Below are 14650 nucleotides of genomic sequence, written 5' to 3'. Positions count from 1 at the left end.
TTCACCTACGTGAGGACCTGGGCCGGGTTCGTCTACGTCGCGTTCATCCTCGACGTGTTCGCCCAGAAGATCATCGCCTGGAACGTCGCGCCCACCAAGGCCGTCGAGCTGGTCGACGTTCCGCTGCGGATGGCGCTGTGGCACCGCGACCGTGAAGGCCACCCGATCGTGCCCGGCGAGCTGATCGGTCACGCGGACGCCGGCAGTCAGTACACATCGATCACGTTCACCGAGCACCTCGCCGAGAAGGGCATCCGGCCCTCGATCGGGTCGGTTGCCGATGCGTATGACAATGCGCTCATGGAGTGCGTGATCGGGCTCTACAAGACCGAGTGCGTCCGCACCACGGTCTTCCACACCGGCCCCTACCGGACCATCGGGGACGTCGAGTACGCCACCGCCGGATGGGTCGATTGGTACAACAACAGACGCCTGCACGGCTCTCTTGGGATGATGACCCCAACGGAGTCCGAGCAGGCCCACTACGCGACTCTCAACCGAGAGCCGCAACCCGCATAGGAGCGGCAGCGAACCTGGGGCGGTTCACACAGCACCCCGGACACAGCACGGCACCCCGCCTCACAAGGAGGTGGGGCGGTGTCCTGTCGTGGAGCTGCCGGGATCCCCAGCTCGCAGAGCTCGCCGTGGGCCCACTCGATTCACTCTGCATGATTCGCGGCATTACCCGGCACCCCGGACACAGCACGGCACCCCACCTCGCAAGGAGGTGGGGTGCCGGGTAATGCCGTGGAGCTGCCGGGAATCGAACCCGGGTCCTCTGGCGCTGAGCTAGGTCTTCTCCGGGTGCAGTTTGTCGGTAGTCGTTTTCTCAGCCCCGGTGCTCGGACAAACACGTCACCGACGGGCTCAGCCGTACTTGAGTCCCGATCACCGCCTACGGCAGGCAGTAATCAGCAAGTCCCCTTGATGAGACAGACGATCCGGAACGGGGACGCTCCCGGGTCTGCCCTTCACCAATCGCTGTCAGGCAGCGAGGGCGAAGTCAGTGCGCTTGGAATCGGCACTTATTGGTTTGCAACGATCGTTTAAGAGATGACGTTGCCTTCTCTACCCGCTTCTCCTAGGTCGAACGACCACAGTCGAAACCGATCAGCCCCTCTTGAGTTATCAACACCGGCGAACCGGCTCTCACAGCTTACAACCCACGCGGTGCGCCGACTATTCCTCACCCGGCTGGACTCGGTCCGCGCGTCCCGGTGTCCGTACGAGTACGGCCGAGACCATCGCACCGGCGACGAGCAGTCCCGCACACACCACGATCCCCGCCCGGAAGCCGGGGGCGAAGACCTCCGGGCGGGCGAAGTCCGGGCCGGCGATCCCCACGAGCGGTGGGATCGCGGCCACCGCCAGCAGACCTGCCGTGCGCGAGACCGCGTTGTTGATGCCAGAAGCGATGCCCGTCTGATCCGGCGGTGCCGAGGCGAGAACCGCGGTCGTCAGTGGGGCGACGAGGGTCGTCAAGCCTATGCCGAACACGACAGTGCCCGGAAGCACCTCTGTCAGCAGGTCAGCATCGCGGCCGATCCGCAGATAGAGCAAGAGCCCGCATGCCGCTACCAGCGGGCCGACGGTCATCGGCGGCCGCGGACCGATCCGCGAACCGATCTCACCGGCGGTGGCTGAGAACAACAGCATGAGGATCGTCACCGGGAGGGTCGCCATCCCCGCCTGCAGCGGTGTGTAGCCGGCGACATACTGCAGGTGCAGCACGAGCAGGAACATCGAGCCGCTCAACGCCGCATAGATCGCGAAGGTGGACAGATTGGCGGCCGCGAAGACACGGTCGGCGAACAGCGTCATCGGCACGAGCGGTGCGGGCACCCGCACCTGGTGCCAGACGAAGACCATGAGGACGATCACGCCGACACCGACGAGCCACCAGTTCTGGTCGACGAACCCGAAAGTCAGCGCCGAGAGACTGACGATCGTCAATGCCGCACCGCCGAGATCCAGCCGTGAGGCGCCGCCGCGTGACTCCGGGACGTGGCGCAGAGTGATCGCGACAACCGCGACCGCCAGCGGTACGTTGACCCAGAAGACCGAGCGCCAGCCGACCGCGTCCACGAGCCATCCGCCGAGCAGCGGTCCGATCGCGGTCGTCACGCCCGACAGCCCAGACCACAGGCCGATCGCCTTTCCCCGGTCGTCGGGATGGATCGAGGCGGTGATGATCGCGAGGCTCCCCGGCGTCAGCAGCGCCCCGCCGATGCCCTGCAGCGCTCGCGCGAGCACCAGGACGTCGGCCGACCACGCCAGAGCGCACAGCACGGACGCCGTCGCGAACAGCATGGTGCCGACCACGAATACTCGGCGCCTGCCCCAGCTGTCACCCAATGACCCGCCGACCAGGATGAGTCCGGCGAGCATCAGCGTGTAGCCGTTGACCACCCACTGGAGCCCCGCTACGCCCGCGTCCAGCTCGCGGTCGACCGCCGGCAATGCGAGCGAGACGATCGAACCGTCGAGGAAGACGATGCCCGAGCCGAGGACCATCGCGGCGACGAGCCACCGGCCCTGGGCCGATGCGAGTCTCATGGGTCGATATCGAAGAGATCGGCGCCGTTACCCCAGAGCACTGCCCGCATCCAGTCATCGCCGAGGCCGAGACGATCGAGTGCCTCGATCTGGTGGGCGTAGGCGTAGGGGATATTCGGGAAGTCGGTGCCGAACAGGATCCGGTCACGGAGCGCGTCGAGCCGTGGGACCACTCCGTCGGGGATCTGCCGGTCGGTGAAGAAGTCGACGAAGGTCATCGTGGTGTCGAGACGAATCTCGTCGTACCGCTCCGCGAGGTCCAGGAACTCGTGGACCTCCGGCATGCCGAGGTGAGCGATGATCAGCTTCAGCCGGGGATATCGCTCGAGCACGGCTGCGACTCCCGCCGGTCCCGTATGAGGCCCGGGCGCGGGTCCAGATCCGGCGTGCAGCACGATCGGAGTTCCCGACGCCTCCAGCTCCGTCCACACCGGGTCCAGGAGCGGATCGTCGGCCGCGAACTCGCCGACCTGCAGATGGGCCTTGAACACGCGTACCCCCGCCTCGATCAGCTCGGGCACATAGCCGGCCGCCTCGGGCTCGGGGTAGAAGGTGCCCGACCACAGGCTGTCGGGCACCTGTCGCGCGAAGTCTCGGTTCCAGTCGTTCATGAACTCCGCGACGCCCGCTTTGTGGGCGTACGACAGAGCGCCGAAGGCCTTGACCCGCATCGAGCGGAGACGTTCCACCCGCTCCTCATCGCTCCACCGATAGGTGATCGGCCACGGGCGACCCAGCAAAGGCCCGGCCGCGTCGAAATAGGCCCAGACCTTCTTCAGCACCTGAGGCGCCATGAAGTGCACGTGCACATCGACGATGCCCGGCAGTCCGAGAGCGTCGAGATACGCCGGAACGTCCTCGTCGCGCATCACATGCCCTTGAACTTGCGCCCGAACTCCCGCTCCACATCGCGCTTCGCCTGGCGCTCTGCGATCGCCTGACGCTTGTCGTACTCCTTCTTGCCTCGGGCCAGCGCGATCTCGACCTTGGCCCGGCCGTCCTTGAAGTACAGCGAGAGCGGCACGAGGGTCAGGCCCTTGGCCTGGGTGCGCTGCTCGATCTTGTCGATCTCGGAACGGTGCAGCAGCATCTTGCGCCGGCGGCGCGTCTCATGGTTGGTCCAGGTGCCGTTGTCGTAGTGCGGGATATGCACCTGCAGCAGCCAGGCCTCGCCGTTCTCGATGTCACCGAACCCGTCGACCAGCGACGCACGACCGGCCCGCAGCGACTTGACCTCGGTTCCGGTCAGCACCAAGCCCGCTTCGAAGGTGTCCTCGATGTGGTAGTCGTGACGTGCCTTCTTGTTCTGCGCGATCAGCTTGCGACCGGTCTCCTTGGCCATACCCACCATTCTCTCAGAGAGGTCCAGGCCGCAAAGCCCGCCTCACCACGAAGACCTCGGCGACGAGCATGGGGCCTGGATCGCTCGCTACCTACCCCCACCCGAGGGCGGTGAGCGGTCAACCACCGGGAGCCGGTTCACCTGGTTGATGAGTCACCGCCTTGTGTCTCGGCATGATCGCGGTGCATGAACCACCATCAACGGTCCCGACGTGGTTGACCACTTACCGCGATCCGCCTCAGCCTCGAAACGGTGTGTCATCAACCACTGTCACCCAGGAACCGTGGTTGACTGCTCACCGCCCCGGTGGGGCGGGATGGATCAGAGCCAGCCCATCGGGTTTACGGTCTGACCGTTCTGCAGCACCATGAAGTGCAGGTGGCAACCGGTCGAATAACCGGTCGTGCCGACGTAGCCGATGACCTGGCCGCGCTGCACCTGCGAGCCCACGCCGATCGGCGACAGGGAGTTCATGTGGTTGTAGGTCGTGATGACGCTGACACCACGCATGACGCCGTGGTTGACGATGACACGGTTGCCGTAGGCGCCGTTGAAGTAGGACTGGATGACCGTGCCGGATGCGGCAGCGCGGATCGGCGTGCCGCAGCCGACGCCGAAGTCGGTGCCGTCGTGCAGCTTGTACACACCCGTGACCGGATGACGGCGCATGCCATAGGGCGAGGTGATCGGTCCGCTGACCGGGTGGCTCAGGGTGTTGCCACCACCGCCGCCTCCTCCGCCGCCCCCACCGGGGTTGCCGCCGCCTCCGCCGCCGCCACCTTGGTTCTGGGCCGCTTCGCGTTCACGCTGCTTGCGCAGCTCCTCGGCCACGATCGCCTGCATCTGACGTTCCAAGGACGCACGCTCGGACTCCAGTGCCGCCGCCAGCTGCTCGTCCTCGGCCTTGGCCGAAGCCGCCTCACGCTCAGCCGAGCGACGCGTGTCGACGAGTTCGGCAACCTCGGCCGCCTGCGCCTCGGCCGCAGCGGTCAGCTCCTGCATCCGCGCGACATTGGCCTCGGCTTCCTTCTTCTGCGCGGCGACCTGGTCGCGCAGCTCCTCCACGCGCTGCCGCTCGAGTTCGAGCATGACGCGCGAGGCATCGAGCTCCTGCATCTTGCCGATCTGCGCATCGCCGACCGAGTCATTGGCTTGGACGCGGTTGGAGAAGGTATTGGGGTCCTCGCCCTGTAACAACTCACTGAAGGCGCGCAGACCGCGATCGCCCTCCATGACGCTGTCGACGGCGAACTGCTCGACCTCGGACTCCGACGCCGCCAGGTCCTTCTCCGCCTTATCGACGCGCGCCTCGGCGGCCTCGAGATCGGCTTCGGCCTTGGCCAGCTGCTCACGCAGCTCGGCATCGCGTGCCTGGGCGACCGCGAGCTCACCGCGGGTGGTGCTGAGCACGCCCTCGGCCTCGGCGAGACGAGCACTCGCGGCGTTCAACGCCGAACTGGCATCTTGGTAACGCTGGGTGGAGTGCTCGAGGGCGGCCTGCGCCTGCTGGCGCTTCTGATCGTTCTGACCCTGTTGACGACGGACATCGTCCTTGGAGTCGGCGAAGGCCGACGGCGCGGTGAACCCGACCAAGAGGCCGAGCACCAGCACCGCCGCGAGCAGCGGTTTGCGAGCTGACGCAAGCATCGTCTGAACATCCTCGATCCGGGGAAGGCCCCTTGTGGGACGGAATCGAACTCGTGTGACTGGTGTGACTCTACGTCATCACCACCCCCTGACGTCCAGGGGCGCGCGGAAACTCTCTACCCGAGATTGAGACCTGCGGTCAGACGTTGAGGTACTTGCGCGTCATCACGAGGGTCGGGATGAGCGCCAGCAGGATGGACAATGCGGTGGTCCAGCCCATGACCACGAAGGCGTCCTGCCATCGGACCCAGGTCGTGATCGTGCCGAGGGTGTCACGCAGATAGCCGTAGACCACGAAGTACATGAAAGCCGCCATCCCGCTTGCGGCCAGCGCGGCCGAGACGAGCGCGGCCACCAGCGATTCCAGCACGAAGGGCAACTGAATGTGCCAGCTGGAGGCACCGACGAGTCGCATGATGCCGATCTCGCGACGGCGGGCGAAGGCGGTCATGCGGATCGTGTTGGAGACCTGCAGGATCGCCGCGATGATCAGCAGCAGGGCGGTGCCCAGCGAGGCCCACTGCAGCTTGTCGAGCATCTCGAACAGCGGACCGAGGAGCTCACGCAGCGAGTTGACATTGCCCACGCCGTCCATTCCGGACACCTGGCTCACGACGCCGTCGAAGTCCTGCGGATCGGTGAGCGTGACGTAGTAGGACTCGGGGAACGAGTCGGGTCCGAGGGTCTCCAGCTGACGCTGGCCGGTCTCGGTCTGCCCGAGGAGCTCGCGGGCCTGCTCGTAGTTCTGCTCGGGGCTGCGCACCTCGAAGCTGCGCACCTCGGGATTGGAATCGAGGGCGTCCTGCACCGCCTGCTGCTGCTCCTCGGTGGCCACGCCGTTGACGCAGGTGGCCGCCGGTGAGTTCTGCGTGCAGAGGTTCACCTGCAACTGCAGGCGATCGCCGAAGTACTGCTCGGTGCGATCGGCCTGGGCCTGGATCAGCAGGCCCAGCGATGCCAGGAGCAAAGAGACGGACATGGTGACGATCAGCGAGATCGTCATGGACGCGTTGCGGGTCAGGCTGGCGCGCAGTTCGGAAAGGATCGCTCGCATGGTTCTCAGTTCTGGTAGCCGTAGATGCCGCGTGCCTCGTCGCGGACGAGGCGACCCTCGTCGAGCTCGATGACGCGCTTGCGCATCTGGTCGACGATCGAGGAGTCGTGCGTGGCCATGATCACGGTGGTGTCGGTGCGGTTGATGCGGTCCAGCAGCTTCATGATGCCGACGCTCGTGGTCGGATCGAGGTTGCCGGTCGGCTCATCGGCGATGAGGATCTTCGGCCGGTTGACGAAGGCGCGTGCGATCGCGACGCGCTGCTGCTCGCCGCCGGAGAGCTCCTCGGGCATCCGGTGGCCCTTGCCCTCCAGGCCCACCATCTCGAGCGTCTCGGGGACGAGCTGGTCGATCTCAGCGCGCGGCTTGCCAATCACCTGCAGCGCGAAGGCGACATTCTCCGTGACGGACTTGTTCGGCAGCAGCCGGAAGTCCTGGAAGACCGTGCCGACCTCGCGGCGGAGCTTGGGGACCTTCCACGACGAGAGCTTGTCGATCTCCTTGCCGGCGACGTAGACGTGTCCGGTGCTGGGACGCGTCTCGCGCAGGATCAGTCGCAAGAAGGTGGACTTGCCCGATCCGGAGGCGCCGACGAGGAAGACGAACTCGCCCTTGCTGACCTCGAGGTCGATGCCGTCGAGGGCCGCACGCTTCTGCCCGGGATAGGTCTTGCTGACCTTGTCGAAGCGAATCACCCGACCGAGTGTAGGTGGACGACCTGAGAAAACGACGCAGGCGCGGAACGTCCGTGGCGTCCACAACCCTGATGTGACGACCGTCTCGCGCGGTGCCGCGTCGTCGAGGGACTCCCGATCAGGCGTCTCGACGGATCAGCTGTAACGCCCCGGCCGCCGTCACCACGACGACCCAGGCGAGCAGGACCGCTCCCCCACCGACGGGCCCGAGCACGCGGTCGGAGGACTCGAACAGCAGCTCGCCGGCGCTGCTCGGCAGCCATCGCGCGTACTCGGTCACCTGCTGGAGCAGCGGCGGGATGAGCAGCACGAGCATGAGGCCGGCGACTAGCGCCGGGGCGAGGGATCGGGCGATGAGCGCGAGGCCGTGTCCGAGCAGACCGATGAGCACGAGATAGAGGACCGCGCCACCCAATGACTGTGCCTCGCCGGTCCCGATCCGCAGCTCCGCGCCCGCCGCGACGCCGGCGACCAGCCCGGCGGCCAGACTCGTCGCAGCGGCGATCAGCGACGCGCCGGCCGCGACGGCGACCTTGGCCAGAACCAGGGTCCCGCGCCGCGGGACGGCGAGCAGTGTCGTGCACCGCTGACGGCCGGCGTACTCCTGCGCCACCGGCCAGATCCCCATCACCAGCACGCCGACCTGCGCGAAGCGCACCGTCTGCGTGGTGATGTCCACCGCCGAGGAGCTCGCATCGGGCGTCGCCGCGAACGCCGCCGCGAGCAAGGCGACGGCGCCGAGGGTGATGAGGAGTGTCCAGACCGCGGCCGGCAGAGTCCGCAGCTTGACCACTTCCGCACCGACCGCCCTCATGCCGCCACCGCCTGAAAGAAAAACACACTAGGCCGAAGGCGGCATGAGAGACCATTCATCGGTCGCTCACTGCGCTCGCTCATGCGTCCCGCCGGTTCATCACGATGCCAGCGACGGCGAGCAAGCCGAGCGCCCAGGCCGTCATCACTAACGTTCCCGGCACCATCGCCAGCTGGGCATCGTCGATCGACTGTCCGATGCCGTAGCTCAGGAGGCGGAAGCCGGACGTGTCGGGCAGCCAGAAGGCGAGATCGGTGACCCGGCTCAGCAAGAAGGACGGCGGCAGTACAGCGCTGTTGACGATGAAGAAGACCAGCGGAATGACGCCGTTGCGCGTCAGGACGGTGACCGCGAGAGCCATGATCGAGATGAGGAGCCAGTAGACGACCACGGCGCCCGCGCGGCGCAGCCCCTCGTCGAAGGCGACAGGCGGGCCGGCGGAATCGCCCAACAGCGCGGTGGCGACACCGAGGCAGACCCCGATCGCGATCGCGGCCGATGGCACGACGACGACCACCATCGCGACTGCCTTGGCGACGAGCAGTCGCGTTCGCGAGCCGATCGCGATGAGCGTCGTCGGGATCTGCCGGCCGCCGCCCGCGTCAGGGCTGTTGGCCGTGTACTCGCTGCCGACCAGGACGACCGCGACGACCACCGACCCGACCACGCCGAGCGGTGCACCGTAGAACGCGACATCGAAGGCAGAGTCGGCGGCGTCGTCACCGCGCGCCGAGAGCGCGTTCAGCACGGTGAGGGCCACCATGCTCAGCACCATGACGCCGCAGCCCACCAAGGTCGCGGGCAGTGTCACTGCCTTGTGGAGCTCGGCCCGGAGCGCGCGGATCATCTCATTCCCTCCGATCCACCGGTGAGCGCGAAGAAGGCGTCCTCCAGGTTCTCGTAGCCTCGCGTCACGTCGGCGATGGGGCCCGAGGCGACGACCCGGCCACCGGCGATCACCACCAGATCGTCGGCGATGCCCGCGACCTCGCTCATCAGGTGGCTGGACAGCAGCACCGTCCCACCGTCGTCGGCGTGTCCGCGCAACAGGCCGCGGATCCAGCGGATTCCCTCCGGGTCCAGACCGTTCACGGGCTCGTCGAGCACGAGCGCCTCGGGCTCACCGAGCAGCGCTGCCGCCAGACCGAGGCGTTGACCCATGCCGAGCGAGAAACGGCCCACACGCGTCCGTGCGGCGTCGGCGAGCCCGACCTGCTCGAGCACCTCGTCGACGCGGCGCGGGTCGATGCCTCCGGCACGCGCGATCCACGCGAGGTGGTGGCGTGCCCGACGCGAGCGATGGGCGCCGGAGCCGTCGAGCATCGCCCCTATCACGCGGGCCGGATCGGCCAGCTCCCGATAGGGCCGGCCCGCGACGAGCGCCCGGCCGCCGTCGGGACGATCGAGGCCCAGAAGGACACGCAGGGTGGACGACTTGCCGGCGCCATTGGGGCCGAGGAACGCGGTCACCCGCCCCGGACGGGCTTCGAGGTCAACGCGATCCAGGACAGTGCGCGCTCCGTGGCGTTTGACGAGGTGCTCGATCTGCAGCATCTCTCCATCCCAGCGCGTCGGGACCCGTACCGTCATCGGTCCGACGACCGGACCTGGTGGCGGGGCGTCGGACCACGGTCTCTCGGACCCAGGTCCGATGTCAGGGGTCGGTGCGCGACCTAGAATCAGGCGCGTGGACTCCGCCGACCGGCCGACCTGGCGCTCGCGGGCCTGGCCGGCCGCCCTCGGCACCTTGGGCTTGCTGACCGCCGGCCTGCTCCTGGTCGGTGTGGACAGCATGGCGGGTGCCGTGACGGTGGCACTGGTGGCATTCGCCGCCTCCGCGGTCGTCCTGGCATGGGCCCTCATCGCGACCCGTCGCCAGCGCCGGGCCTATGAGGACCGGCTGACCGCGTGGGCACACGAGCGGGCGGCCGCGGCCGAGCGGCTGCGCATCGCCCGCGACCTGCACGATCTCGCGTCCCACGGCCTCGGCCTGATGACCGTGCGTGCGGCCTCCGCGCGCGGACTCGAGGGGCCGGAGGGCGAACACGAACGGGCGCGGGCATTGGCCGATATCGAGCAGGCGGGACACGAAGCGACGACCGAGCTCCGGCGGATGCTGGCGGTGCTCCGCTCCCCCGGCGATGTGGCGCCGTTGCGCCCCGCCGCCACCCTGGCCGACTTGCCCGAGCTGATCGAGGGGGCACGGGCATCGGGTGTCCGGGCGCAGCTGGAACCGACGGATGTGGGCCGCGTATCGGCCGGCGTCCAGATAGCGCTGTGCGCCGTGGTGCGTGAGGCTCTCGCCAACAGTGCCCGGCACGCGGGGCCGACGACCGCGACCGTCGAAGTGCGCCGCGAGGGTGCCGACATCGTCGCGACCGTGTGCGACGAGGGGCCCGCCGCGGGATGGGTGCCGCACCGAGGGGCCGGGCACGGGCTCACCGGACTGCGCGAACGGGTCGCGGCTCTCGGCGGGCTGCTGATCGCACGGGAGGACGGCGGGGGCTTTCTCGTCACGGCGCGGATCCCCGATAGTCCCGGGCGGACATCGTGACCGCGCCGGTACGGGTGCTCGTCGTCGACGATCAGGCCCTGCTGCGGCACAGCCTGCGCCTGATCGTCGACGGCGCGGACGACCTCTCCGTGGTCGGCGAGGCGGCGACGGGCGAGGAAGCCGTGGTCGAGGCGAGGACGTCGCGGCCCGATGTCGTCCTGATGGACCTGCGAATGCCCGGTGTCGACGGGATCGAGGCGACACGGAGAATCCGGGCCGACCCCGATCTGGACGGGACTCGGGTGCTGGTGCTGAGCATGTTCGAGCTGGACGAGTACGTCAGCGGAGCATTGCGCGCCGGTGCGAGCGGCTTCGTGCTGAAGGACTCCGGACCGGCTCAGCTCGTCGATGCGATCCGCCGGACCCACGACGGGGAGTCGCTGTTCGCGCCGGCGATCCTCGCGCGGATCGTCGGCCACTACCTCGACCGGCCGGCAGCGAGCATCCAGCGAGACCTGCCGGCCGTGACCACGCGCGAGACCGAGGTGCTCACCCTCGTGGCACGCGGCCTGTCCAATGACGAGATCGCCGCCGGGCTGACGATCTCGATCAAGACGGTCAAGACCCATATCGGCAGCCTGTTGTCCAAGCTCGGCGCACGGGACCGCGCGCAGCTGGTGATCGCGGCCTACGAGCACGGGCTCGCCGGGGGCTGAGCGTCAGCGCAGCGGCACGAAGCTGAACGTGCCGTGGCGGGTGACGTCGACGTCGCCCTCACGACGCCTCACCCGGAGCATGTCCGCGCCGACGGGTACCACCATCACGCCGTCCTCGGCCAGTTGGCCCACGAGGGTGGACGGCAGCTCGCGCGCGGTGGCGGAGACGAGGATGCGGTCGTAGGGGGCCAGGTCGGGTGCGCCGAGCACCCCGGCCTCGGGCTGGCGGATGCTCGTCCACTCCATGGCGTATCGGGCGAGGTTCTCCGAGCCGAAGCGGACCAGTTCCGGTTCGAGCTCGACACCGACGACGAGCCCATCGGGCCCGACGAGACATCCGAGCAGCGCGGTGGTCCATCCCGATCCGCTGCCGACATCGAGCACGCGGTGACCGGGGCGGACATCCAAAAGCTCCAGCATCACCCGCACGGTGTAGGGCTGGGAGTTGGTCTGCCCCTGACCGATGGCGATGGGTTCGTCACGGCCGGCGTCATCGCGCCGGTCAGGTGGCAGGAAGTCCGCCCGATCGACCTCGGCGAACACCCGGTCGATAGCCGAGTCCTCCATGTCGCGAGCCTACGCGCCCGCGGATCAGATGTGGCCGCTTGTGGCCCGGTCTGCGGCCCCCGGACGGGCCATAGGCGGCCACATGTCGAGGGCAGATCCCCAGCCGCCCGGATACCGAGACGATCTCGACATCCGGACTCCTGGCATGAGACCCGCTGGATGTGGCCGGTTGTGGCCCGTCTCGCCGAGGCGAAACGGGCCACAACCCGGCAAAAGCTGGACTCGGAGGGTCAGGCGTTGGCCTGCTGGCCGCGACGCCAGCGGATGCCGGACTCGATGAAGTCGTCGATCTCACCGTCGAGCACGGCCTGGGTGTTGCCGGTCTCGTGCTCGGTACGCAGGTCCTTGACCATCTGATACGGGTTGAGCACGTAGTTGCGCATCTGGTCGCCCCACGAGGCGGCGACGTCGCCTCGCAGCTCATCGAGCTGGGCACGCTCCTCGGCCTTCTTGAGCGCGAGCAGCTTGGCCTTCAAGATGACCATCGCGCTGGCCTTGTTCTGCAGCTGCGACTTCTCGTTCTGGCAGCTCACCACCACGCCGGTGGGGATATGGGTGAGGCGAACCGCGGAGTCGGTCGTGTTGACGCTCTGCCCACCCGGACCACTGGAACGATAGACGTCGACGCGGATCTCCTCGTCGGGGATGTCGATGTCATCAGTCGCCTCCAGCACCGGCACGACCTCGACCGCGGCGAACGAGGTCTGGCGGCGACCCTGGTTGTCGAACGGCGAGATGCGTACGAGGCGGTGCGTGCCGGCTTCGACCGACAGTGTGCCGTAGGCGTACGGTGCCTTCACGGCGAAGGTCGTGGACTTGAGCCCCGCCTCCTCGGCGTAGGACGTGTCGTAGACCTCGACCGGATAACCATGACGCTCGGCCCACCGCACGTACATGCGTTGCAACATCTCGGCGAAATCGGCCGCATCGACGCCACCCGCGCCCGATCGGATCGTCACCAGCGCCTCACGCTCGTCGAACTCACCGGAGAGCAGGGTGCGCACCTCGAGGCTCTCGATCGCGCTGGCGAGTCGATTGACCTCCGCCTCGGCTTCCGAGCGTGAGTCGGCATCTCCCTCCTCTGCCGCGAGCTCGAGGAGGACCTCGACGTCCTCGAGCCGCTGGCGCAACGACGTGGTGCGCTCGAGCTCGGCCTGCAGAACCGAGAGCCGCCCGGTGACCCGCTGCGCATTGGCCTGGTCGTCCCACAGGTCTGGGGCGCCGACCTGCTCCTGCAGCTCGGCGATCTCGGCGCGGATCGCGTCGAGATCGAGCACCTTCTCGATCGACGCCATGGTGGCGTCGAGGTGCTTCAGACGTTCGGACAGATCAGGAAGAGCCACCCTGGCAGGTTATCGCCTGGCGCGAACCGACAGCCACTCACGTGGCTTCGGAAGGTCACGGACCGGCGTAGCGCAACTGCGCCGTCGATTCGGCGGTGATGCCCACCTCTCCATTCCATCCCGGTGGACGGAGAGGGAGCACATAGCGGCGATCGAGACGGACGGTCACCATGTCGCCCTGCACCACCACGTCCACTCCGGTGTCGGAGGGGACCACCGATCGCGTCAATGCCGTGGCCTCGCGCAGATCGAGAACGATCGTGGAGCCGGCATCCCCACCGAGATACAGCTGATCACGCGCCAGCCCATCGGCGGCGGTGAGCGCCGCCCTTTCGGCGAGGTTCATCAGGTCGCGCCGTTCCAGGAACGCGGCCGAGGCGTTGACGACCACGACGGTCAGCAGACCGAGCACCAGCAGCAGGCCGATGGCCAGGACCGTGGTGTTGCCCTCATCGCGCCTCATGGTGCCCCGCGATAGGTGCCGAACGGTTCGGTGTGGGTCGAGCTGATGTCGATACCGGCGAGCGAGCTCCCCCAGGCATCGGGAACCAAGGGCAGCGGCTGCCGCGTCGTCACGACCACCTCGACGCGCCCACCCGGTTCGAAGCACGCCGGAACACAGCGCAGTTCGATCTCCGGCCGCACGTCGACCCCGAAGTCTCGCCAGGTCAGATCCGCCGCGCGATGAGCCAGCTGGTGGGCGGTCGACTCGTCAGGCGCCTGGACGAACGCTCGCGTCGCCGCAGCACTCGCGGTGGAGGCGGCATACGCCGTCCGCTGGGTGTCGAAGACCGCCACGACGGCATAGACGAAGGGGACCAACAACAGCACCACGAGCCAGGTCAGCTCGATGGTCGCGCTCCCCCTCTCCGTCACGGCTCTCCCTGGATGACGGCGTGACCGGTCACCGTGACCGGGACACCCGGGCCGGCCACGCCGAGCGGCGGGACCTCCGCGCGCATCGTGACCTCGACGACGGGGAGCCCGTCGAGCGTGGTGCGAGTCGCGGCGATGTCCTCGGCGAAGCGCGCCGCCAGCGTCGTGTCGGCGAGACGTCGCGCACTCTGCTCGGCATCGGCGACACTGGCTCCGAGCGGCGCCCCGGCGCGAGCTCCTTCGGCGGCTGCCGCGGTCAACGTCGAGCGCACATGCGCGACCAAGGCGAGCTGGACGATGCCGATCGCGATCGGCAGTACCAATGCGAGCGCCAGGACGAACTCCGGCACCGCGGCACCGCGCTCACGCGTCATCCCCCGACGGCGCTCAGCGCGCTGTCGAGCATCGCACTGAGCCGCGGCCCGGCGATCGCCGTCAGCGCCGCCACCAAGCCCGCGGTCATGATCGTGACCATGACCCAGCCGGGCACGTCCCCCTGCTCATCGCGGGGCCGGTCGATCCATCGTCGCAGCATCATTCTTCCTC

Annotated in this window: 18 protein-coding genes and 1 other RNA gene; 3 read left to right on the top strand and 16 right to left on the bottom strand. The window is 68.1% G+C overall.

The features are described from left to right. On the top strand, positions 1-519 hold a 519-nt coding region (locus FNM00_RS15070), incomplete at its 5' end, for an integrase core domain-containing protein (protein ID WP_143914373.1). Positions 520-745: 226 nt separating this feature from the next. On the opposite strand, the gene ssrA is transcribed toward FNM00_RS15070, so the two are convergent. The 10 genes from ssrA to FNM00_RS15020 all read right to left on the bottom strand — a co-directional run bounded on the left by ssrA (position 746) and on the right by FNM00_RS15020 (position 9662). Then, positions 746-1118, bottom strand: a transfer-messenger RNA (tmRNA) gene (gene ssrA, locus FNM00_RS15065). A gap of 61 nt (positions 1119-1179) precedes the next feature. Then, positions 1180-2556, bottom strand: a complete 1377-nt coding sequence (locus tag FNM00_RS15060) for an MFS transporter (RefSeq protein ID WP_143914372.1) — start codon at positions 2554-2556, stop codon at positions 1180-1182. Next, positions 2553-3425, bottom strand: a complete 873-nt coding sequence (locus FNM00_RS15055; protein ID WP_143914371.1) for an amidohydrolase family protein — start codon at positions 3423-3425, stop codon at positions 2553-2555. Before FNM00_RS15055 ends, FNM00_RS15060 begins: the two co-directional genes overlap by 4 nt. Then, complete coding sequence (gene smpB, locus FNM00_RS15050; protein WP_143914370.1) at positions 3425-3898, bottom strand: SsrA-binding protein SmpB; 474 nt, start codon at positions 3896-3898, stop codon at positions 3425-3427. Before smpB ends, FNM00_RS15055 begins: the two co-directional genes overlap by 1 nt. Before the next feature lie 321 nt (positions 3899-4219). Next, positions 4220-5545, bottom strand: a complete 1326-nt coding sequence (locus FNM00_RS15045) for a M23 family metallopeptidase (protein WP_143914369.1) — start codon at positions 5543-5545, stop codon at positions 4220-4222. A 139-nt stretch (positions 5546-5684) separates the two neighbouring features. Beyond that, entirely contained in the window at positions 5685-6599 is a 915-nt protein-coding gene (gene ftsX / locus FNM00_RS15040; protein WP_143914368.1) for a permease-like cell division protein FtsX, read from the bottom strand. Positions 6600-6604: 5 nt separating this feature from the next. Next, a complete protein-coding gene (gene ftsE, locus FNM00_RS15035) occupies positions 6605-7294 on the bottom strand; it encodes a cell division ATP-binding protein FtsE (RefSeq protein WP_143914367.1) in 690 nt (229 codons plus the stop codon). A 118-nt stretch (positions 7295-7412) separates the two neighbouring features. Continuing rightward, positions 7413-8108, bottom strand: a complete 696-nt coding sequence (locus FNM00_RS15030; protein ID WP_143914366.1) for an ABC transporter permease — start codon at positions 8106-8108, stop codon at positions 7413-7415. A gap of 79 nt (positions 8109-8187) precedes the next feature. Further along, positions 8188-8955 carry an ABC transporter permease gene (locus FNM00_RS15025; RefSeq protein WP_143914365.1) on the bottom strand — a complete coding sequence of 256 codons (768 nt, stop codon included), beginning with the start codon at positions 8953-8955 and terminating at the stop codon, positions 8188-8190. After that, the gene (locus FNM00_RS15020; RefSeq protein WP_143914364.1) at positions 8952-9662 is read right to left on the bottom strand and encodes an ABC transporter ATP-binding protein; all 711 of its coding nucleotides are present in this window, start codon (positions 9660-9662) and stop codon (positions 8952-8954) included. The genes FNM00_RS15025 and FNM00_RS15020 overlap by 4 nt, the downstream gene beginning before the upstream one ends. 133 nt (positions 9663-9795) lie before the next feature. Here FNM00_RS15020 and FNM00_RS15015 point away from each other — a divergent pair, with 133 nt between their 5' ends. Together FNM00_RS15015 and FNM00_RS15010 are read left to right on the top strand one after the other, a co-directional pair. Then, positions 9796-10662: a sensor histidine kinase gene (locus FNM00_RS15015; RefSeq protein ID WP_221933761.1), complete on the top strand. Its 867-nt coding sequence runs from the start codon at positions 9796-9798 to the stop codon at positions 10660-10662. After that, positions 10659-11318, top strand: a complete 660-nt coding sequence (locus FNM00_RS15010) for a response regulator (RefSeq protein WP_143914362.1) — start codon at positions 10659-10661, stop codon at positions 11316-11318. The genes FNM00_RS15015 and FNM00_RS15010 overlap by 4 nt, the downstream gene beginning before the upstream one ends. A 3-nt stretch (positions 11319-11321) precedes the next feature. On the opposite strand, the gene FNM00_RS15005 is transcribed toward FNM00_RS15010, so the two are convergent. From FNM00_RS15005 to FNM00_RS18880, 6 genes are all read right to left on the bottom strand, one after another. After that, complete coding sequence (locus FNM00_RS15005; protein WP_143914361.1) at positions 11322-11885, bottom strand: protein-L-isoaspartate O-methyltransferase family protein; 564 nt, start codon at positions 11883-11885, stop codon at positions 11322-11324. A gap of 230 nt (positions 11886-12115) precedes the next feature. Continuing rightward, entirely contained in the window at positions 12116-13228 is a 1113-nt protein-coding gene (prfB, locus tag FNM00_RS15000) for a peptide chain release factor 2 (protein WP_143914360.1), read from the bottom strand. Positions 13229-13283: 55 nt separating this feature from the next. Continuing rightward, entirely contained in the window at positions 13284-13691 is a 408-nt protein-coding gene (locus tag FNM00_RS14995; RefSeq protein ID WP_143914359.1) for a pilus assembly protein TadG-related protein, read from the bottom strand. Further along, positions 13688-14104 carry a hypothetical protein gene (locus FNM00_RS14990; protein ID WP_143914358.1) on the bottom strand — a complete coding sequence of 139 codons (417 nt, stop codon included), beginning with the start codon at positions 14102-14104 and terminating at the stop codon, positions 13688-13690. Before FNM00_RS14990 ends, FNM00_RS14995 begins: the two co-directional genes overlap by 4 nt. Beyond that, on the bottom strand, positions 14101-14478 hold the full coding sequence (locus FNM00_RS14985; protein WP_143914357.1) for a TadE/TadG family type IV pilus assembly protein: 378 nt from the start codon (positions 14476-14478) through the stop codon (positions 14101-14103). Before FNM00_RS14985 ends, FNM00_RS14990 begins: the two co-directional genes overlap by 4 nt. Further along, positions 14475-14639 (bottom strand): hypothetical protein, encoded by a 165-nt coding sequence (locus FNM00_RS18880; protein WP_170931396.1) that lies wholly within the window; start codon positions 14637-14639, stop codon positions 14475-14477. Before FNM00_RS18880 ends, FNM00_RS14985 begins: the two co-directional genes overlap by 4 nt. Between the last annotated feature and the right edge of the window lie 11 nt (positions 14640-14650).

The organism is Aeromicrobium piscarium, from assembly GCF_007421815.1.
In the GTDB taxonomy this organism is placed as follows: domain Bacteria; phylum Actinomycetota; class Actinomycetes; order Propionibacteriales; family Nocardioidaceae; genus Aeromicrobium; species Aeromicrobium piscarium.
Note: the sequence above shows the minus strand (reverse complement) of the source record. Positions and strands in the feature narration are given on the sequence as shown.